The organism is Methanofollis formosanus (assembly GCF_019633745.1).
GTDB lineage: Archaea > Halobacteriota > Methanomicrobia > Methanomicrobiales > Methanofollaceae > Methanofollis > Methanofollis formosanus.
In genome coordinates, this window is sequence record NZ_CP037968.1 from 686,395 (window position 1) to 707,161 (window position 20,767).

A 20,767-nucleotide genomic window follows, 5' to 3' on the forward strand; every position below is an offset into this window, starting at 1 on the left:
TGCATGCTCACGTTTCGGGGGGAGAGGCTCCGAGACCCCCATGATAGGGCCGGGAAGGCGGAGAAATGGCCATGAAGATGGGGTTGCAGTCCCCCCCCTATCGTGGTGCGGGGGGACTCGGGGGGGCGGCCAGCCCCCCGGAGAGAGAGCAATCCAGATGATTTCAACAAAGCCCTACAAAGCCTATTTTTTCCAATATGCAGAGACTGAGCTCACAAGCCACATATACAAATAGATTTATACAACCTGCCGTGGACGCCTGAACAGACGTCCAACAGGGGGTCGGGCATCTTTGATCGGTGTACACGCTCGGCCCCTTGTGACTGCCTGGAAGGCCAATCGGGTTGTTGGTTTTCATCAGAGATGGCCGTTGCGATCCTCCGCCTTCCAGGAGAAATTGGGAGGAAATCAGATGAACAAAAGGACTGGGATGTGGTCATTCTCCATACTCATGGCACTGTTGCTGGTGAGTATGGCGACGGGAGCAAGTGCAGATTCTCTTTCTGAATATTCAGACGAAAACCGGATTTTCGAAGAAAAAGCCCTTAAAGTGGTTTCTGAAAGGAATAATATTCCTATAGAACAACTGGAGATCCGTCATTCGGCAGTAGCGCAGTATCCTCTCACGGGTGAGATAATACACTCATATAAAGTGCGGGATACGCAATCAGAGGAGTATTATCCAGTCAGTATAGATGAAAAGCAGAATGTCGTGGATGTCGATCGAGTTGCAGAAACAGAGCAAGCAGAGTATGCGGATCGATATGGAAAGTTCTCTCCAGATCTATACAAAAAACTCCAGAAAGCAGACCCGGATGAGAACATATCCATATGGATCTGGATGACCGAGCCAGAAAACATGCCTGAGATCGAAAAGGACGCGAGTGACAAAAAACAAGAGGAATCGCGCGAGTCCCGAACACAGATGTATCTCTCGCATGAAAAGCCGGTGATCGATCTTCTCAGGGCAGAAGGGATCGAGATCACCTATGCCAGCAAACTCTCTCCGTCGATATTTGCCGACCTGCCTCCTGATATGATACTCGAACTGAGCACAAGATCCGATGTCGTATCGATCGCCCTTTCAGGGTCGGGTAAAGTTGAACTGAATTCTGCGGCACCGTCGGTGAAGGCACCTGATGTCTGGAATCGGGGGATCACAGGATCGGGGGTCCAAATTGCAGTTATTGAAGATCAAGGCATTGCATTTACAAATCCATATTTAGCCGAAGGAAGTTATTACGATCCTCCAGAATCAACTTCAGATTTGAGTGATCATGCAACCTGGGTTGCTGGCATCATTGCAAGCACCCACCAGTCATATCGGGGTATTGCAAACGGCTGTCCCGCTCTCATGAGTGCAAACGCAGGAGATGAATTTACGGACAGCGATATCATTACAGCGACAGAGTGGGCGATTGCAAACGGGGCAGATATCCTTTCATGTAGTTTTATGTGGCCGTGGAGCATCAACGATCCTCCGGAAGAACTCCATACCCTCCACATGAACCAGATGGACCGGTATTATGATCATGTCGTCTATTATGATCATAAGACTGTCGTCAAATCTGCGGGTAATCTCGGAAGCACTGGTGGAAACATCACAAGTCCGGGACTCGCGTATAATGTGATAACTGTCGGGGCATACGACGATCACGACTCTGCAACATGGTCAGACGATGCTGTGACATACTATTCAAGTTTCAAAGATCCGATATCAAGTCATGGCGACAGGGAAAAACCCGAAGTTGTTGCACCAAGCGGAATCGACGATGAAATCAGTATGTTCTCAACATCGAGATCGAATCCATGGATATCCGATGCAGGCGCCGGAACCAGTTTTGCCGCACCAGTCGTTTCCGGTGAAGCAGCGCTTCTCATAGACCGAGTCGATTGGCTCGAAAACTACCCTGAATCCGTCAAAGCTGCCATCATGGCGTCTGCGATCAACAACCTCGAAGGAGAAAGTAGATTAAGTGATAGAGACGGAGCAGGCGGAGTCGACTGCTCGATAGCTGATGATATTGCAGGGGACAATCACGTTTTCCACGAAACGCTACTCTATTTTGACTTCCCAAAAGTTTATGAGATCTACGCATCAAGAGGACAGGTGATCCGTGCTGTCCTTTGTTGGAACTCGCATCCCAATGATAATCATCCTCCGTCAAGCGATCCACTACGATCTGACCTGGACCTCACAGTTTACGATCCTGACAGTAATTTAATTACAGATTCGGTTAGCTTCGACAATAGTTATGAGATCGTCGAATTCACAGCACCAGTCAGTGGAACATATACGATACAGGTAGATCGGAGTGATCTGGACGATGATTTTGAACGGATCGGCTTTGCATACTGTTATGCATGAGATTATCAACCTTTTTTTAGCTGCAGGAATTCATTCGATGAGGTGAAACAATGAAAAAAATTTTGCCGGCACTCATGCTGACTATCATTGCGGTAGTCATTGCGGGTTGTATGAATGCAGATATTCCACCTCCAGCAAATATTTCCACAACCCCCTCTCCCTCTCTTGATACTCCTCTGTCTCCTACACCCACACTCCACGATGATCGTGGCGTCAGGGTGTTCACCGATCATGGGTCATACTATATCGGCGGCATCGTGACCTTCGGGATCGAGAACAACGGACATGAAAAAATCGAGTTCCTGTTCGGTGCCCCGATCTCCACCCAGATAAAACAGAACGGCACCTGGATCAGTTTCAGGGCATTTGGCGTGAATATGGGGCCGACAGAAAATATCTGGTCTGTTCATCCCGGCGAAACGAAAACGTTCATGTGGGATACCAGTAAAGGCTGCCGGATCGCCGACAAAAAGATGACAACCCCACCCCCTGGTCAGTACAGAATCGTCTTTCACGGGGGTTTTGCATCCGATGAGTTCACCCTCATGGAGAGGCCAGAAGGCGAACCTGCGATGTACAACATATCCACCTTCTCAGACGGTTCCCACCTGGAGATCGTCACCGATGAAACATCGTACTCTGCCGGCGACGTCGTTACGTTCCAGGTCATAAACAATGGTGCTGAAGAAAGTCGTTTTCCTTCAAACACTCCCCTCGAGATCCAGACGAAAACAAACGGCAACTGGACCCCTGCCGAAATTCTCCCCTGCACAGACTATCATATACTGTCTAATGGCTGGAATCTTCAACCAGGTGAGACGGAAACCTACTGGTGGGACACCGGCGGCACAAAATGCGAATCCTGGTTCGAGGAGAACATGACCGCACCTCCGGGGATATACCGGATCGTCCTCAGATTCGGCACTTACAAAGGCCCCATCGAGTTCGTATCCGGGGAGTTCACCATTCAAGAGATCCGAAGAGGAGCATGAGGGGAGGACAGAGGAGAAATGCGAAACTTATCACTTTTACTCCTCTTTCTCGTTCTGATCTCGGCCATAGGGTGCTGTGTCGAGGAGGAGACCGAGAAGATCTCCGCCCCCGCAACCACCTCCAACCCGGCATCGACAGCGAAGGAACAGTACGGCATCGACCTCTCCACGATTCCCGTCGACACCCCCGAACTCATCACGACGAACGGATCCTCTATCGCCGCGATCGCGCTTCAGGATAAAAGGGCACAGGAACTGATCAGGCGCGGTGGGATCCCGGAAAAAATTGCGGTGATATTCCATTCGTGTCCGCGAGATGATCCGTACTGTGATCGAGATCCGAAACTCTTCATCAGGTACCGGGACATCCTCTTCGCCTTCATCGTCGATGAAGAGGCTGGCGAAGTGCGAGGCGGAGGTGCACAGGTACCGAATTCTCCTGATCAAAACAAACCCTCCCCGACCTATTATAAAATCAGGGATGTTTCCAACCGTACCGATTCCGTCTATCTGGGCGATACCCTGATGATGAAATATAATGACACGTCGTTCCTCTTCTTCAACGAATCATTTGAGCGGGGAGCATGAACCGAAGAGACGGCATGGGGAAAAATTCGTTCGCCATTTTTCTGGTGCTTGCCGTCCTGCGGTGAGCATCTATATATACTCCAATCTCCCAGATCCTCTCGATTAGACGTGGCCATTCACCTCCAGACCGACGATCTCAGACGATTGCAGGAGCGGTCGGCCCGGATCAGAGATAACTTCGGGGTGAAGCGGATCGGGATCTTCGGCTCTGTTGCCAGAGGGGAGGAGACTCCAACGAGTGATATCGACATCCTCGTCGAATTCTCGGAAGGGAAGGCTACGTTCCGGAACTTCATGGCCCTCATCACCTACCTCGAAGACCTCTTCGGCCGGAGGGTGGACCTGATCACCACCGGCGGGATCGACCCCTACCTCAGGCCGTACATCGAAGGCGAGGTGATCTGGTGTGAAGCGTGAAGAGGTCTATCTCACCATGCCGCCGAGCATATACCCCTTCGTCCTGGTTGCACTTTTGCACCCGTTTGCACTCCTTTGCACTCCGGCAGTGCTATGGAACAAGAGCCATTCTGAATTCTATTCTTTCATCAAAGAATTTTAACCGGGATTTGATCCTCATGTGCACCCAGATCCCGATCGCACGCACACCCCCGCAGAGACCCCGACCGATCGAGCGTGCCGGGTGCTCCCTCAATCCGGTGCAATCTAGTACTATAGGAGAGAGAGATCTCTCTCCTCTCTCCTCTAAAGGTACTCGAAGGCCATTTCTCCGTCCGCTTTCATTGCACTTTTTCAGTGCAACTTCGGTGCAAACGGGGTGCAAACATGCAACCATCATCCTAATACCCGGTCGCATAATACCACCCGCCCTCTTCCCTGATATGCACCGGCACATCGAAGAGTCCGCCGATCACCTCGTCGGTCAGCACCTCCTCCTTCGGGCCGTCCCCATAGACCCGCCCGTCCTTCATCATGACCACCCGCGCAATCTCGGGGATGATGTCGTGGAGGTGGTGGGTGACCATGATCACGCCGGTGCCTGAACAGGCGATCTTTCGCAGCACCGAGCGGAAATGATGGAGGGCGTGAAGATCGAGACCTGTGGTGGGTTCGTCGAGGACGAGCGCCTGCGGATCATGGACCAGCGCCCGCCCGATCAGGAACCGCCGCGCCTCGCCGGTGGACATCTCCGTCATGGGACGGTTCCCGAGGTGCTCGACCTCCAGGAACCCGAGGACCTCGTCGGCCCGCTCCTCCATCGCGGCGGTGACCGCATGATGGTAGAGCCCGACACTGGCGAAGAACCCTGAGAGGACCACCTCGCGCCCGGTGATCTCGCGGGAAAAGACGGACTGCAGGTCGGAGGATACGATGCCGAGCATGGAGCGAAGTCCGCTCACGTCCCAGACCTCCTGCCCGAGGATCCTGAACCGCCGGTCTTCCTCCGCCAGCGGGTAATACTCGCGGGTGATCGTCCTGATCAGCGACGACTTCCCGGCGCCGTTCGGCCCGAGGATCGCAAGATGTTCTCCGGCATCGACGGTGAGCGAGAGGGAGTCGATGACTTTTTTGTCCCCTCTCATCACCGTGAGGTTGGCAAAGTCCAGCAACGGAGGGGAGTGCGGGGCCTTCATGGTGTTCTTATCTCCGGTCTGCCCTGATACCGGTTGCGGTGTGTGGGCGCGTATCCTCACCGCAGGACTCAAGCCTCCGCGCATCCCATGATATGACAATGCCCCTCTTCTCACGCTCCCCCGAAGACCAGGTCTACCAGCCCGCGGAGGACACCTTCCTCCTGCGTGACGCCGCCCTCGCCGAAGTGCGGTCCGACGACCGCGTCCTCGAGGTGGGGTGCGGGAGCGGGACGGTGATCGCCGCCCTCAGGGAGCGGGCCGCCGCCGTCGTCGCCACCGACATCAATCCCCACGCGGTCAGGGCCGGGCGAGAGCAGGGCGTCGAGACGGTGCGCACCGACCTCTTCGCCGGCCTCCGCGGCCCTTTCGACCTCGTCCTCTTCAACCCCCCCTACCTCCCCACCCTGCCCGAGGAGCGGATCGACGACTGGTTGGAATATGCGCTGGACGGCGGCCCGACCGGGCGGGCGACCATCGAGCGGTTCGCCGAAGAGGTCGGGCGGGTGCTCGCCCCCTTCGGCCGCGTTCTCCTCCTCGTTTCCTCGCTCACCGGCGTCGACGAGGTGCGGAAGCTTTTTGCAGACCTCGGCTATATCGTGATTCTCGTTGCTGAAGAGAGGGTGGAGGATGAAGACCTGGTCGTGCTGCGGATCGGTCGCGACCTCTGCCGCCTCACCGGGTGACGACGTCCTCTCCGGTGCGATCGATCCTGAAGCACCCGGGTGGCACCATGATCGCAAAACATGCGCCCGACCCCGCGGTCCCGGTCTCTCTGATCGTCATGCCGGTGATTCCGAGGATCTCCCTCACCATAAAGAGCCCGAGGCCGGTGTGCTTCCCGACACCATGCCTGAAGATGATCTCCTTCTCCTCGTCTGGAATACCGATGCCGTTGTCCCCCACGAATAGAACCAGTCCGTCCCCCGCGAGTGTGCACGAGATCCTGAACTCAGTCGCCGTCCTGCTGTAGGCGACGGCGTTGTGAGCCAGATTGAAGAGGGCCCGTTCGATGAGAGGATCGGCGCAGATCTTCACGCCATTGCAGGAGATGCCGGCCTGCATCCCGTTCTGTTCGGCATAGATAAGTGCCGATTGCGCCACCGCCACAAGATCAAACCACCGCGAACTTCCTCTCCCGAGTGACGAGTAGTCACGGGTAAATTCAAGCTGGTGACGTACGTTCTCAGCCGCGGCGAGCGATTTCCTGAGATCCCCCCTGATCTCACCGATATCCTCAGAATCAAGAGCGAGGTCCATGTATCCTGTGACAGCCGTGAGTTGATTGAGGATGTCGTGACGGGTGATATCCCCCAGAATCCCGATTTTTTCATTTACCTTTTTCAACGTCGCTTTTTCGTGCAGCAGGTCGGTGACGTCGTGGAGGACGATAAGATACCCGGCCATATCGCGTGAAGACTCCTTCGTCCTCTGGCACCGACTGATGAACACCCTGGCCTGACCCCCGACCGTCATCGCCACCTCGGCCTCGCTCATCCCGGTCTCTTCGGTGCATCCGGCAACAACCGGCTTCAGGGAGGGAAAGACCCGGTCGAAAGGTATCCCTATCGCGGCCTCTTCGGGAAGACCGGCGATCGTGGCGGCAGACGGGTTGATATCGACGATCCGCCCTGACTCATTGACCACGATCATGCTGTCGGTCGTGATCCTGGGAAGAAGGGACCGAGCCAGGGGAGTGACCGAAAAGAATTGATACCTGATCGTCGCCGCCTCCAGAGTCAGACCGGTGACAAGAAAACCAACGGGCGTCAGGTCAAGTCCGGGAACAGGCCCGATCTTCAGGACGTAGAGTACATTGGCGATGAGCGGCACGATGAAGGCGATGAGGAGGAGACCGATCTGGCTCCGGTAGGCTGCCGGGGCATCGAACAGATGAGTGATCAGGAGGACGAGTGCAGCGAGGATCAGGAGTGCCGCGATACTCCAGAAGATCCAGAAGAGCGGACCGTAATGGAACAGCCAGATCACGGCGCCGCCGTCGATGGAGGGGGTGAACCCGGTATAATACAGGTGATGGAGGTCATTGGAGAGCATCGCTATGATGGTGAGTGCCGGGAAGAGCGCAAGAAGGAGAACGCGACTCCTGGTGAGCAGATGTTCCCGTCCCGTGTAGGAGAGGGCAAAGGCAAGTAATGCAATGGGAACGATTGCGATGCCGAAATATTCGATGTCGGTGAAGAGGAGGTTTGATTCCAGGTCGGCAGCGGAGAATTCCAGGGCATAGGCAGCGCTCCAGATCGTTGCAGCGGAGAGAAAGATCGTCAGCGCTACTCCGCCTGGCGACCTCCGGTTCTTCCATGCGATAAAGGCTATGACGGCGGTCAGGACTGCCGATATGAGAAGGAGGGGAGGCAGGGGGGAGTATTGCCAGATCATCAGGGATCACTACGTATACCAGGGCTTCATCGCTCGAGAATAAATATCATCGCCTTCGAGCTTCAGGCACGATACGTATAATTTGTCATATAAAAATAAAATAAGTCGTATTTCAGGAAAGGCCATGCTCTCTGAAGCACGTGGTGTAGTGCGTGTCGCTCCCGGTGATGTGGCCTGCAACCCAGCCGCACAGGAACTTCATCACTTCGATGGAGAGACCGAGTCGTCCAGCGGCATATGCTTTCTGAAACCCTGCAACCTCTGCGACGAAGGCATCATGCTCTTCTTTATGAGCAGCATATCCAGGGTATCCAAACTTCTGCATGTACTGTTCCTCGGTGCCGAAGTGATATTAGGTGTACGCCGCAAGTTCCCCGAGAATTTTCTCGAGCGCTTCCTTCCCCTGACCCGAACGCATGGCTTCATGAAGCCTAAGTTTGCCACTTCACTCAAATTTCTCAGATTGTGGCGGAATAGAATTTGACAGTTCCAAGTATCTGGGAAAATATCTCCCGAAATCTCGGCTCTGTAGAATCGGGCATGACCCTGGGGCTCAAGCATACGGGATGAAAATGATCGTGGTTTTCCAGGGTGTTTGGATCCGTGTTCCTTCTTCAGAGCAGGACACCAGATGGGACCGTCACTTCATTGCCGCCCCCGCCCTATCATCTCGCGAAATACCAGAAAAGATTCTGCGATTGAAGGGCGGCCGATCATTCTGAAGGAGATTCTGTACTTCGTATATCAGTTGTGAGGGATTCCGGTGAGAAGAAATCCCCATGCAGACCTCTCGGGTTCATCGTCAGGATCATTTTCATGGTAAACCCTCAATTCCTCTTCTCCTGGCCGTGAGGGTGACGGGAACCGAGCACTTCGCCGCCCCCGGCGAGAGAGAACAGGGTAAAATTTCTCGTTCTTCTGTGGGGCGGCCCTTCTGATCGACGTGCCTTCCCACACGTTCGCGCCGGGGGCGCTGCCCCCGGACCCCCTGGATTGTGATAGGAGCGGGAAGGCAGGCGGTGATTGTTTCGAGGGTGTTCCTGGCCTCTGCCGATCCATCACGGAGGGGCGAGGGTGTGATCAGCCCCTCATATTCACGCCAGAAGAGCAATGCACCCGAGCCATAATCACTGAGGGGTGTCGGCCGCTACCGGCCAGGCCGACCCGTCCTCGACACTCCCCACCGGGTTCTCGTTTTCGGCAGGAGGTTCGTCGATGCATCTCCCGCAATGCGGGCAGATACGCTTATTCTCATGCCGATTTTTGATCTCGTCCCCGAAAGCCGAGGCAAGAATCCCGGCCGGGAGCGCGAACATCCCGACCCCGAGAACAGCGATGAACCCACCGAGGAGTTTGCCGAGTGGCGTGATGGGGTAGACGTCCCCGTACCCGACGGTGGTGAGCGTCGCCACCGCCCACCACATCGCCATCGGGATACTGGAGAAGGCCTCGGGCTGGGCATGGTGCTCGATACAGTACATCAGCGTCGAGGCGAGGACAAGGAGAACGACGAGGACGAACCCGACAACGATGAGTGCCTCCTTCTCGGCCTTTATCACCCGCTCGAGCATTTTGAGAGCCTCGGAATAGCGGTAGAGTTTGAAGAGCCGGAAGACCCTGAGCAGACGTAGCATCCGCAGCACCCTGAGATCGATGGGGATGATCATCGGCAGATAGAAGGGCAGGATGGCCACGAGATCGATGATCGCCATGGGCGACGCGGCAAAACGCACCCGGCCGCCTCGCCCCGCAAACGCAGGGTTGCAAGGTACCGTCCAGAGACGGAGAACATATTCCACCGTGAAGATTGCAACCGAGAGGACCTCAAACCAGTCGAAGAAGAACTGATACCTCAGATAGAGAGACGCATCGGTTCCCAGGACGACGGCGGCCACGTTGGCGACGATGAGGGCGACGATAAAGGTGTTGAACACCTCACCCACCGCACCTCCTTCGTCGGTTCCTTCAAGGATGGTATAGAGTCGGTTCCTGAACATATCGCGCAGTACCAGTCCACGTTCATCAAAAAGGGATTTGTGATCTCAAGTGGGGAGAGTGCGAGCAGGACAACCCCTTCGAATCATATCAGGCCGTTCCCTCTCGCCGCCCCGCAGGTTCACATCGGTGCCAGCATCCTGCGAAGAACCCCGACGAGATAATTCAGCGCAAGGAAGACCAGGAGAAGAAGGGCGGCGATCCTGATCCAGCGGTAGACCGAGACCGATTTTTCCGTCCTGTGTTCTCCCTTCTCAGGCGACGGGAGTTCCTCCTCCGACTCGACAACGAAGGAACCGGTGTACCCGCACTGCTTGCACCGGTACCTCATGCCCGCATACCCCCCGAGCACCTGATAGAGGTCGGTGCTCCCGCACTTCGGACACCTGAGCATGGAAGCACCTCACCCGCTACTCCTATCAATCTTGCGTCTCCCAAAAGTTGAAAAACCCCCGGAGTCCATCAAAGGTGATCATCCATGGGAACGACGCTTGTCGAGAAGATCTTCTCCTCCCGGTGCGGCCGGGAGGTGCGGGCAGGCGAGGTGGTGATGGCCCCCGTGGACCGGGCAATGGTCCATGACATCACCGGCCCCCTCGCGGTCAGAGTGTTCAAAGAGATGGGCGGGGAGAAAGTCTTCGATCCGGCACGGATCGTGATGCTCTTCGACCACCAGGTCCCGGCAGACTCGGTTCCGGCGGCCGAGAACCAGCAGTTCATGCGGGTCTTCGCCCGCGAGCAGGAGATCCACAACTACGACCTTCGCGAGGGCGTCTGTCACCAGGTGCTCATGGAGAAGGGACACGCCGCCCCCGGCGAGATCGTCGTCGGTTCCGACTCGCACACCTGCACCTACGGGGCCGCAGGGGCGTTTGCGACCGGCATCGGCTCGACCGACATGGGCTTTGTCCTCAAGTTCGGCGCCCTCTACTTCAGGGTGCCCGAATCGATCAGGGTCGAGGTCACCGGCGCCTTCGCCCCCCGCGTCGGGGCAAAAGATCTCATCCTCTCCATCGCCGGCGACATCGGCGCGGGCGGCGCCACCTACCAGGCCCTCGAATTCTGCGGCGAGACCATCAAGACGATGCCGATGGCCGGGCGGATGACCTGCTGCAACATGGCCATCGAGATGGGGGCAAAGGCCGGGATCGTCCCGCCCGACGCCGTCACCCGCGACTATCTCCAGGCCCGGCGGCCGGGCGCGGAGATCGCCGACCTCGCCCCTGACCTGGACGCCGTCTATGCCGACCGGCGGACATACGACGTCACCGATCTCGTCCCGCAGGTCGCGGTCCCCCACAACGTGGACCATGTCGTCGACGTCGACGAGGTCGCCGGCACCTCCATCGACCAGGTCTTCATCGGTTCGTGCACGAACGGCCGGTACGAGGACTTCGCCGAGGCCGCCGAGGTGCTCGGCGACCGAACATTCTCCGACGAGGTGCGGGTGATCGTCGTTCCGGCCTCGAAGGAGGAGTACCTCAAGACCCTCAGGGCCGGACTGGTCGAGCGGTTCGTCGAAGCGGGTGCGCTCGTCGAGGCGCCGTGCTGCGGCCCGTGCATGGGCGGGGCCTTTGGCCTCCTTGCCCCCGGCGAAGTCTCGCTCTCCACCTCGAACCGCAACTTCAGGGGACGGCAGGGGAGCACGGAAGCGGAGGTCTACCTCTGCTCGCCGGCGACAGCGGCGGCAAGCGCGATCACCGGCGCGATCACCGACCCGAGGGAGGTGTGAAGAATGCGGATCTGGAAATTCGGCGACGACATCGATACGGACGCGATCATCCCGGGACGGTTCCTCACCGAGTATGAGCCCGAAAAACTCGCAGCTCATGTCTTCGAGGGGACGAGGGACGACTGCAGGGCCGGGGTGCAGCCCGGCGACATCATCGTCGCGGGCAAGAACTTCGGCTGCGGGTCCTCCCGCGAGCACGCCCCCCTCGCCCTCCTCGGCGCGGGGGTGAAGGTCGTCGTGGCCGAGTCCTTTGCCAGGATCTTCTACCGCAACGCGGTGAACACCGGGATCCTCCCTCTGGTCTGTCACGACACCGGCGGGCTTGTCGAGGGGCACGAGGCGACGGTCGACATAGAAAAAGGTGTGCTCACGTCCGACTGCATCGACTACCCCATCGAACCGGTGCCGCCCTTCATGCAGGCGATCATCGACGCCGGGGGGCTGGTCGAATATGCAAAAGAGATGAAGGAGGTGGAATTATGTACAGGGTCGCAGCGATAGGCGGGGACGGCATCGGCCCCGAGATCCTCGACGAGGGGAAGAAAGTTCTCGATGCCGCGGGAGAGAAATACGACTTTGATATCGAGTGGACCGACTTCGATATCGGGGCCGAGCGGTACCTGGAGACCGGCGAACTGGTCACCGAGGAGGAACTCAAAGAACTCTCCGGGTACCCCGCGATCTATTTCGGGTCCATCGGCGACGACCGCGTGAAGCCCGGCATCCTGGAGAAGGGGATCCTCCTCAAGATGCGGTTCTCCTTCGACGAGTACGTGAACCTCAGGCCGATCCGTCTCCTGCATGGGATCCAGACCCCGCTCGCCGGAAAGGGGCCTGAAGATATCGACTTCGTCGTGGTGCGCGAGAACACCGAGGACTTCTATGTCGGGATCGGGTCGCGCTTCAGGCAGAGTGAGAAAAAGGAACTCGAAGTCGTCAGGGATCTCTACTCGGTGAAGTTCGGTCTCGACGTCGAGAGCGACGCCGAGGAGATCGCCTACCAGATCGGGGTGCTCTCCCGCGAGGGGTGCCGGCGGGTGATGGAGTACGCCTTCGACCTCGCCGAACGGCGGCAGCGGCGGGTCGCCTCGGTCGACAAGGCAAACGTCCTCTCAGACGTCTACGGGCTCTGGCGCGAGGTCTTCTCCGAGGTCGAGGGGCGCCACCCCGGCGTGGCGACCGAGCTCACCTTCGTCGACGCCGTGACGATGTGGTTTGTCAAGAACCCGGAGTGGTTCGATGTCGTGGTCACCCCGAACATGTTCGGCGACATCGTCACCGATCTTGGGGCGATGATCCAGGGCGGCCTCGGCCTCGCACCGGGAGGGAACATCAACCCGACGGGCACCTCGATGTTCGAGCCCATCCACGGTTCGGCCCCGAAGTACCGGGGCCTCGGCGTCGTCAACCCCATCGCCACCATCTGGGCCGGCGCCCTCCTCCTCGACCACCTCGGCGAGCACGAGGCGGCGGAAGGAGTCGTGCAGGCGATCGAGGGGACGATCCGGGACGGCGTGGTGACCCGCGACCTCGGCGGCGCGGCGAAGACCGCAGACGTCGGGGACCACGTCGCGGCGCTGCTGCGACGATAACGGCCGTGGTGAAGACTGATCTGAAGTGCTGATGAGAGGGTGCTGGCCGCCCTTTCTTCAGGACCGTTTACGCCGCCTTCCCGGGCCTATCGCCATGCCGGGGGTCCGGGGGCAGCGCCCCCGCCACCGGGTTTCGGAAGGCGTGATGGAATGATCAGACATGCCGCCATCATCGCAGATTATCACCGTCTCGCGCCGGGGGTTGCACCCTCGGACCCCCACAACGAAGATAGGGGGGGCGGCGATTGAGAGGGATCCACCCACATGCCGAAGCGAAGCTCAGAAAATGTTCATCGCGTATGCTTGAGCCCAGGGTTCATGCCTGATTCTCCAGGGCCGACCTATGAGTGATGAACGAACCAGCAGCCCTATTCATCATCATAGTACTTTTTGAGGAACCGCCGCACCACACCGGAATCCAGCCAGCACTGGTCGAGGTCGCTGACGAGGCTGTCGATCTCTCGAGCATGCTGGATCACCTGCTCGGAGAATTCGTTGTCACCCATCTCGGCAAGCCCGACGATGACCGAGAGGGGATTTCGGATCCGATCATTGAGCGAGGCGAGCTGCGTGAAATTCCGGTCGATCTGATCGAGCGCCTCCTTCCTGAGAACCTCCATCTTTCGGCGCTCGCTGATGTCCTGAAGAGAGAGCAGATAGAGAGACCTTCCCGGAATCTTCCCCACGGTCAGGAGCACCTCGACCTCCTTCCCGTCTGCCCGCCTGAGTACGACCTCGTACCGGTCAGGAGCGGAAACAGGATCTTCCTTTCTGCATCGGTGGATCCCATCAAGCACCTGCCGCCGGTCAGGATCGACAAATGAGGTCCAGCGCCTCCCTCTCAGGAGCCTCGAGTCTTCACCAAGGATTTCGCCGAATTGTGTATTCGCATGGAGCAGAAACCCATCGTCCCTGACCACCGCCATCGCCGTCCCGGTGTGTTCAAATGCCGTCCTCAGAATATCTTCCGAGCGTTTCAGTCGGCCTTCGACCTTTTTGCGTTCTCTGGCCTCGGTCGCGGACCGATGGGAAAGGGTCAGGCCATATGAGAGAAAATGCGCAAGAACGATGTAACCCTTCCTGGCCCGTTCAACCTCCGCCTCTGAGAATATCGGCACTTCCATCAGAGCGTCGCTGTAATCTCTGACGCGGTACCCGTAACGCTGTGCCATGGCCAGAAAATAACCTGACCTCTGTTCCTCTTCAGAACGGAAAAAGGGTGGTCCGAGGAGGGTCGCCACATGCCTCTCTCTGATGATGATCGGGACGGCAACCCGCCAGAGGCGATGAGGGCAGAGGAATACAAAAGAATTTCTCGATGAAGCATAGGTGCCGAGTCCGGCCATGCACGTCCTGCACGTTCGCCCGCTTGCCGCATGCCCCTTATGGAACTCGGAGCAGACTCGCACCTCCCCGAGAGAGACGCACTCGCGACCCTCAAGCGTGACGATACTGGACCTGAAACCGAGGAGTTCGCTGACCTCATTGAGTATGAGGTACAGCCTGGTGAGTTCTGGAGTTTCATCAACAAAAGGGTCTCCCATACTCGATCAACTCCCTGCTTCTCTGAGAAGCTCTCCGTTCATCTCTCTAATCTCCGGGTTATGGTAACGAGGCTATATATTCATTCCTCTGATCCATATACGTTTTTTGAATATTATAATTATTTTACCGTTCAGATCAAATAAATAAAAGTATAAATATCACACTTTGAGAATCTGAGGGCTGAGAGCGGATCGCTCCAGGATCAGAGGAGCCCATTGACCTGAATCGGAGTACTTTAGATCAGGCATGAGTTGAGAGCACGCCTCAGGCATACTGGATGAAAATTTACCGTCGCTTGATCTCTCTTTTTTCAAGACTGGAGACTCGATGGAGACCTTTTTCAATCGCCGCCCCCGCCCTATCCTCGGCGTGGGAGGTCCGGGGGGCACGGCCCCCCGGCACGAGACGGCGGAGAAGATGCTGCGATTGGGGGCGGCACGCCTGATCATCACGCCTTCACCCCTCATACGCTCCGGCGGCGCCGCCTCCCTACCGCCGGGACGAAGATCGGGGCGGGAAGGCAGAGTCCTTGATCGTTCAGAGGGTGTATTTGGTCTCTGCATACCAGTTATGGGGCTCAGCATGGTCAAATCCTCATCCGAACCGATAGTACAGTCTTCGAGATCATTTTCATGGCAATCAGGCATGAACCCAAGGTTCATGGCCGCGTCTAACAAGCTGTTAAGCCCTGATTCTACCCCCAAGGCGATTCTGGCCGCGGACGCTCGGTGTCGTAATGTTTCTGCAGGAAGCCGCGTACGGCCTCTGATTCCAGCCAGCGCTCGTCGAGATGGGTGACGATATCGTCGATCTCCATCGCATGTTTGAGGACCGCCTCAGAGAGAACACCCCCGGCCATCCCGGCAAGGCCCACGATGGCGGTCAGGGGGTTTCGGATCTGGTCGTTGAGGACGGCGAGCTGGGTGAAGTTCCGTTCGATCTGGGCAAATGCCTCCTCCCGCATCTCTTCAAGACGCCTGCGTTCGGTCACGTCGATGAGGGAGAGCACATAGCGGTCGCTCCCCGGGATCTTCCCGGTATGCAGGACGGCAGAGACTTCCCTGCCGTCCACGCTGGTGAGGGCGATCTCATACCCGTTCATCGAGAAGAGGGGATCGCAGTCGCGTCTTTCATGGATCTCCATGATCCTCTTTCTCTCCTCAGAGGAGACAAACAGGGTCCAGGGTATCCCACAGAGCACGCCCGGCTCGATCTTGAGCAGGTTCCCGAAGCCGATATTTGCCCGGACGATCGAACCGTCGCTCCGGACGATCGCCATCGCAGTCCCGCTGTGCTCGAAGATCGCGCGGTAGAGGCCTTCCGAATGGGAAAGACGATTTTCAGCCCGTTTTCTCTCCTCCATTTCTCTGAAAAGTTGAAAACTGTGGGTGATGCACATCGAGAGCATCCCGGTAAAGGTGGAGATGAGAGGGAGGAACCTCGCACTCTTCTGCGGGTCAGGAGCATAACAACACTCGGTGTCCGGGCATGAAAGCGGCCCGCCAAAGAAAAATGCGACCGGCCTGCCTTCAAGGCATACGGGAGCGACGATCATGCTGAAGCCGTTCCGGCACCCGACCATGGCGGACTCTCCGCATTTCAGACCCTGGACCCGGTCAGGATCACAGCAGGAGAGGGACGGTCCCCCTGCACACCGACGGCAGGACACCATGCAGAAACGCTGTCCGCCGGCCGTGATCACCCGCGTACCGTCGAGAGCGACGATAGAGGAGGGAACGTCGGTAAGTTCGTGGAGGTTTTTCATCAACTCCTCCAGTTTGCAGATGTCGGTGAAATCAGAGAGTCGGATCCCTTTTTCAGGGGTACTGTGGTCCATTGTCCTCCGTGCGGGGTTTTGCACCCATAGATAAAATTTCAATACTATTAGTAAGGTTTGCTTTATATGATTACATGAAAGAAGACTGTTTTATTTTTTTAATCAACCATATATAGAAAAATGGCTCTGTAGAAAACATCCTCTTTTCATCGCCTTCCCTCGTGCTCACGCCGGGGGCGCTGCTCCCGGACCCCCTGAATAAAGAGTGAGGCTGAAGACGGAGAAATGACCATGAAAGGGGGGTTGTAGTCCACCATCTCTCTTCGCGCGGGGGTTCGGGGGGCGGTGATTGAGTGGTAACCTCCTCGCTTCCCTGTCGTGAGGAGAGGAATTGAGGATCCTTGCACGCCCCAGAGATTCACGGTGATTTTCATTTGGTATGCTTGAGGCGTGCTTCAGTTCATGCCCGATTCTCCAGAGCCATTATACCTTTTTTGACCGTCAGGCGGGGAGGGGTGTGGGCCATCCCTCGCCATGGCCCTCTGAAAACTGAGCGACCATGTAGTCCATGAACTCGCGGGCAAGCTCCGGGTGTGGAGCGGTGTTCGGGACCGTCGCCGCATAGACGATAGGGTTGCCGATCCGCTCGCTCCCGATGGAACCAAACCGCTGGAAACCGAGTTTGACCACGGCCTTCTCATACTCATCTGCATATCCCGCCGAACTGAGGTCGATCTCGGTCGGCAGGGTGACGTACTGCAGGCCGTGCCCCTCGGCGACGCTCAGGTACTCGAAGGCATAGTCCACCCCGCCGGCGTCCAGGAGCGAGAGAAGATAGATGCTCCCGTCCCGCACCCGCACCTTCTCGCCCTCGGCCTTGAGAACCTCAGGGAGGGTGATGACGGTGGTGGTTCCTTCCTGAGAGACCGCCGGTGCGGGCCTGAGATGATCGCCGAGGATGGCGCCATAGATGGATCCGTTGCCGTAGTAGTCCCCGGCAAGCGTCGTCACCATCAGCGACCGGTAGCCCGCGGCGTCGAGCATGGGGTTTGAGATCCCGACGACGACGTCGGGTCTGGCAAGGATCTCGTACCAGTTCTCCGGGGTGATCTCGTCGGCATACGTGCTCTGGTTGGTGTAGGCGACGACCATCTGGTTGGTGGCGAAGGTGGTGTACGAGTCAGTGTAGTTCCCGTCCCCCTCCTCCATCGGCCGGTACATCATGTCGGGGATGAGTGCCTCGTCCGCGACCACCACCACGTCGATGGCGCGGTGGAGGTCGGTCACCTGTCGCACGCACTGGATGGAACCGTGCCCCTCGATCTGGACGTCCACACCAGGGTGGGACGCCTCAAACCCTGCCTCCACCTCTTCCATAGGGAGAAGAAGGCTCCCGGCCGGGACGATCCTGAGGGTGGTGGGCGTGTCGTCGCCGCCGGTGCACCCTGCGGCCAGAACAAAGACCGCCGCAAGGGCAAGGAGAACGAGGGGGGTGCCCCTCATGAACGTTTCACCTCGATCCGGTCCACCCACTTCACCCAGGCGCTTCCCTCGGTGATGGTGCCCGGTTCATCGGTGGCGACCACGATCCTGAGCGGACCGCCGTCCCCGTCAGGGATCGCCGTCCCGTTGAACTCGTAGGCGAGGATCGGAGTGAGATCAGGTGAGGGTTTCTCCTTGAGATTCTCGTCGAAGGTCACAAAACCCTTCCCGGACATCTGCTCGTCGTCGAAGACCCAGTAGTAACCGTCGGGCGCTGAAATTCCGACCTGATCGCCCTCTTCAAACCCGCCGACGAGATCGAAGAGTGTCGTGAGGGGCACGCCCTTCACGGTGTACGGCCCGTACTTGATCCCGACCGTGGAGACCGCATAGCCATAGCCTTCCCAGGCCGGGAGTGCCTTGATCTCTGCGAAGGAGAGCACCTTCTCCTGGGTGCCGTCGGTGACCGTGAGGTTCCAGGCGATCTCGTCTCCGGCCGAAGCCGCGGGATCGGTGGTCTCGGTGGTTCCGGTACACCCGCAGGCGGCCGCCGCGCAGATGAGGGCAAAGATAGCCAGGATCCTGACGAAACTGCGCTTCATCCCCGCATCCTCCATACCAGACCGGCAACACCAAGCCCGGTCAGCAGTCCGACGATCGGGGCAGGGCTCTGCGTGGTCGGCGCGGACGTCGGGATGGTCGTCTTGACCTCGGCGGATCCCTGGAGCGACTTGACCGGGACATTCTTCGCCCCGGCATACCCGCCCTCATAGATCCGCACTTCGTCGATCCACTTCACGGTGTAGCCCGAGGTCGAGGGGTAGAGGTCGTCGAAGAGGTGGAGGCGTTCGGGCGGGAAGCACTCGCGCATATCCTGGTTCCCGAAGACATGCTTGCCCTCCGGGTTGGTGGAGTTGTCGGCAAAGAAGACCAGGCGCATGGCAGCATGATAGTCAGGCGGATAGCCGACGCCCTGCCGCTCGCCGACGGCTGCGTCCTCGCCGTTGTACCAGCAGATCCCGATCGGGCCCTGGCGCGGTGCGGGTTCGTAGACGTTCTCGTATCCGAACTCGATGTGGTAGCCGTCGCCTGCCTTGACCATCACCTCGTCGCCGGGCGCCATCCCGCCGACCAGGTCACAGAGGTCGGCAACATTCGTGCCCTTCACCGAGCCGCGGTCCTTGAAGTTGGTGGTCTCGTTTACGTCCCACTGGGTCTCTTTGTCCTCGGCAAAGACCGGGCCCTGGTGGTAATAATGAGTCACGCCGTCCCCGAGGACCGGGAGGTTCTTCTCCATCCACTGGTAGTCGACGGTCGTCTCGTTGAGCACCGTGGTGCCGTCGTCTGCAATTTTTACTACATACACCGAGTCCGTCGGTGCGGCCTGCACCCCTGCAAAACATGCGCAGAGGAGCAGGATCAGAAATACCCTTTTTGTTCCGTTCATACAATCACCGTTCTTTTTTCAGCCACAGTGCGGCGATACCGAATGCCGCACCGGCACAGACAGGAGAGAGGGGCGTCTGTGCGGCGCCCTCTCCCGCACGCTGCGGTGTCATCGCAACCGTCTCGAACGTGCTGTTCGGCGGGTAGAGACTCACCACCTCCCTGCTGTCCCCGGAGAGTTGGGCCACCGGCACCACCTCGGCCGTGACTCCCTCCGCGCTCGCATGGACCCGCAAGTAGGCGAGGGTGTGTTCAAGGCTGTTCGCATACCCGGCCATCTTCTCCTCTGCAAGGGAGTAGAGCGCCTCCCCGCCGCAGGGAATCACAAAGTACGCGGTCCCGTTCACCTCGTATCGCTCGTAGGCATGGACATGCCCGCTGAAGACGCCGTCGACACCGTAGCGCTCGAAGAGCGGGGTCCAGGCCTGGCGCAGGGTACGGTCTCCGCCCCAGTGCCGTTCGTTGGACGAGAAGATCGGGTGGTGGAAGGCGGCAAAGGTCCACCGCTCCCCGGCACCGGCGAGGTCCTCTTCCAGCCATGTGGTCTCTTCGTCGAGCCGCCCCTTTGCCCAGTCATTGGAGTCGAGGACGGCGACATGGACCTGGCCGCAGTCGAAGGAGTACCACTCCGGCATCCCGAAGGTCTCGTAGTACACCGAACGGTTCCCCTCATGGTTGCCCATGGCCGGGTAGATGGTGGTATTTGCAAGCATCTGCCGCCCTGATGCAAAGAACTGGTTCCACTCGTCGAGGTCGTGGCCGTACGTGACGAAGTCCCCGCAGTGGAGGACAAAGGAGAGGTTTTCTTCCTCTGCAATCCGGTCGGCGACAAGTTTGTGCCGCTCAAGCGGGGTGAAATACGGGGCCTGCCCCCTCGTGTCGCTATAGACCACAAAGGTGCACGGCCCATCTCCAAAGGTCCTGAACCGGCAGTCCGGACCGGTCACGCCGTCTGTGGTCACCGCATAGTGATAGACGGTCCCTGGGGTAAGATTGGTGAGGGCGACGTGGTGAAGAGGGGTTTTCTCCAGGTCGGTCGCCTCCGCGGTATACCCGCCCTCGAAGAAGGCCGCTTCGTCGGCGTACGCCACCGCACCACCGCTCGGCCCGGGGGTTTTCCATGAGATGACCGCCGAGGTCTCGTCGGTCCCGGTGACATACGGCCCCCAGAGGAGACCGTCCCCCGCGGCGGCGACGGCGACGGGGAGGAGGAACATGGCGAGGAAGCACCATGCTCCGAGTTTCCTGTGATCAGATCTCACGC

18 protein-coding genes and 1 pseudogene are annotated in these 20,767 nt (G+C 58.3%); 8 read left to right on the plus strand and 11 right to left on the minus strand.

The annotated features are described in order from the left end of the window. Positions 1-412 precede the first annotated feature (412 nt). From E2N92_RS03060 to E2N92_RS03075, 4 genes are all read left to right on the plus strand, one after another. Positions 413-2,368, plus strand: coding sequence for a S8 family serine peptidase (locus E2N92_RS03060; protein ID WP_220682234.1), 1,956 nt, complete (start codon positions 413-415; stop codon positions 2,366-2,368). Positions 2,369-2,418: 50 nt separating this feature from the next. Further along, positions 2,419-3,360, plus strand: a complete 942-nt coding sequence (locus tag E2N92_RS03065; RefSeq protein WP_220682235.1) for an immunoglobulin-like domain-containing protein — start codon at positions 2,419-2,421, stop codon at positions 3,358-3,360. 18 nt (positions 3,361-3,378) lie between these two features. After that, positions 3,379-3,948, plus strand: coding sequence for a hypothetical protein (locus E2N92_RS03070; RefSeq protein ID WP_220682236.1), 570 nt, complete (start codon positions 3,379-3,381; stop codon positions 3,946-3,948). Between the two features lie 108 nt (positions 3,949-4,056). Beyond that, positions 4,057-4,365, plus strand: coding sequence for a nucleotidyltransferase family protein (locus E2N92_RS03075; protein WP_220682237.1), 309 nt, complete (start codon positions 4,057-4,059; stop codon positions 4,363-4,365). 380 nt (positions 4,366-4,745) lie between these two features. Here E2N92_RS03075 and E2N92_RS03080 read toward each other — a convergent pair whose 3' ends face one another. Continuing rightward, on the minus strand, positions 4,746-5,540 hold the full coding sequence (locus E2N92_RS03080; RefSeq protein WP_220682238.1) for an ABC transporter ATP-binding protein: 795 nt from the start codon (positions 5,538-5,540) through the stop codon (positions 4,746-4,748). A 92-nt stretch (positions 5,541-5,632) separates the two neighbouring features. Here E2N92_RS03080 and E2N92_RS03085 point away from each other — a divergent pair, with 92 nt between their 5' ends. Then, entirely contained in the window at positions 5,633-6,223 is a 591-nt protein-coding gene (locus E2N92_RS03085; RefSeq protein ID WP_425515758.1) for a HemK2/MTQ2 family protein methyltransferase, read from the plus strand. Here the strand turns inward: E2N92_RS03085 and E2N92_RS03090 are convergent. From E2N92_RS03090 to E2N92_RS03105, 4 genes and pseudogenes are all read right to left on the minus strand, one after another. Continuing rightward, the gene (locus tag E2N92_RS03090) at positions 6,213-7,934 is read right to left on the minus strand and encodes a histidine kinase N-terminal 7TM domain-containing protein (protein ID WP_220682239.1); all 1,722 of its coding nucleotides are present in this window, start codon (positions 7,932-7,934) and stop codon (positions 6,213-6,215) included. The two genes, E2N92_RS03085 and E2N92_RS03090, sit on opposite strands and share 11 nt — an antisense overlap. Positions 7,935-8,046: 112 nt before the next feature. Then, positions 8,047-8,274 (minus strand): annotated as a pseudogene (locus tag E2N92_RS03095) (hemerythrin domain-containing protein); the annotation flags it as partial. A 787-nt stretch (positions 8,275-9,061) separates the two neighbouring features. Beyond that, complete coding sequence (locus E2N92_RS03100) at positions 9,062-9,931, minus strand: ion transporter (protein WP_220682240.1); 870 nt, start codon at positions 9,929-9,931, stop codon at positions 9,062-9,064. Positions 9,932-10,050: 119 nt separating this feature from the next. Next, positions 10,051-10,323: a hypothetical protein gene (locus E2N92_RS03105; protein WP_220682241.1), complete on the minus strand. Its 273-nt coding sequence runs from the start codon at positions 10,321-10,323 to the stop codon at positions 10,051-10,053. Positions 10,324-10,407: 84 nt separating this feature from the next. On the opposite strand from E2N92_RS03105, the gene E2N92_RS03110 reads away from it, so the two are divergent. The 3 genes from E2N92_RS03110 to E2N92_RS03120 are packed head-to-tail and all read left to right on the plus strand — an operon-like array spanning position 10,408 to position 13,253. Beyond that, entirely contained in the window at positions 10,408-11,661 is a 1,254-nt protein-coding gene (locus E2N92_RS03110) for a 3-isopropylmalate dehydratase large subunit (protein WP_220682242.1), read from the plus strand. Between the two features lie 3 nt (positions 11,662-11,664). Further along, the gene (locus E2N92_RS03115) at positions 11,665-12,162 is read left to right on the plus strand and encodes a 3-isopropylmalate dehydratase small subunit (RefSeq protein WP_220682243.1); all 498 of its coding nucleotides are present in this window, start codon (positions 11,665-11,667) and stop codon (positions 12,160-12,162) included. Then, on the plus strand, positions 12,141-13,253 hold the full coding sequence (locus E2N92_RS03120) for a 3-isopropylmalate dehydrogenase (RefSeq protein ID WP_220682244.1): 1,113 nt from the start codon (positions 12,141-12,143) through the stop codon (positions 13,251-13,253). The genes E2N92_RS03115 and E2N92_RS03120 overlap by 22 nt, the downstream gene beginning before the upstream one ends. Positions 13,254-13,621: 368 nt before the next feature. On the opposite strand, the gene E2N92_RS03125 is transcribed toward E2N92_RS03120, so the two are convergent. The 6 genes from E2N92_RS03125 to E2N92_RS03150 form a co-directional block, all read right to left on the minus strand. Next, on the minus strand, positions 13,622-14,797 hold the full coding sequence (locus E2N92_RS03125) for a PocR ligand-binding domain-containing protein (RefSeq protein WP_220682245.1): 1,176 nt from the start codon (positions 14,795-14,797) through the stop codon (positions 13,622-13,624). Positions 14,798-15,492: 695 nt separating this feature from the next. Continuing rightward, positions 15,493-16,635, minus strand: coding sequence for a PocR ligand-binding domain-containing protein (locus E2N92_RS03130; RefSeq protein WP_220682246.1), 1,143 nt, complete (start codon positions 16,633-16,635; stop codon positions 15,493-15,495). A gap of 441 nt (positions 16,636-17,076) precedes the next feature. Continuing rightward, positions 17,077-18,078 carry a tungstate ABC transporter substrate-binding protein WtpA gene (gene wtpA / locus E2N92_RS03135; RefSeq protein WP_220682247.1) on the minus strand — a complete coding sequence of 334 codons (1,002 nt, stop codon included), beginning with the start codon at positions 18,076-18,078 and terminating at the stop codon, positions 17,077-17,079. Beyond that, positions 18,075-18,659, minus strand: a complete 585-nt coding sequence (locus E2N92_RS03140) for a molybdopterin-dependent oxidoreductase (protein ID WP_220682248.1) — start codon at positions 18,657-18,659, stop codon at positions 18,075-18,077. The genes wtpA and E2N92_RS03140 overlap by 4 nt, the downstream gene beginning before the upstream one ends. Beyond that, entirely contained in the window at positions 18,656-19,504 is an 849-nt protein-coding gene (locus E2N92_RS03145; protein ID WP_220682249.1) for an argininosuccinate synthase, read from the minus strand. Before E2N92_RS03145 ends, E2N92_RS03140 begins: the two co-directional genes overlap by 4 nt. Positions 19,505-19,508: 4 nt before the next feature. Then, entirely contained in the window at positions 19,509-20,765 is a 1,257-nt protein-coding gene (locus tag E2N92_RS03150) for a purple acid phosphatase family protein (RefSeq protein WP_220682250.1), read from the minus strand. Positions 20,766-20,767: the final 2 nt, after the last annotated feature.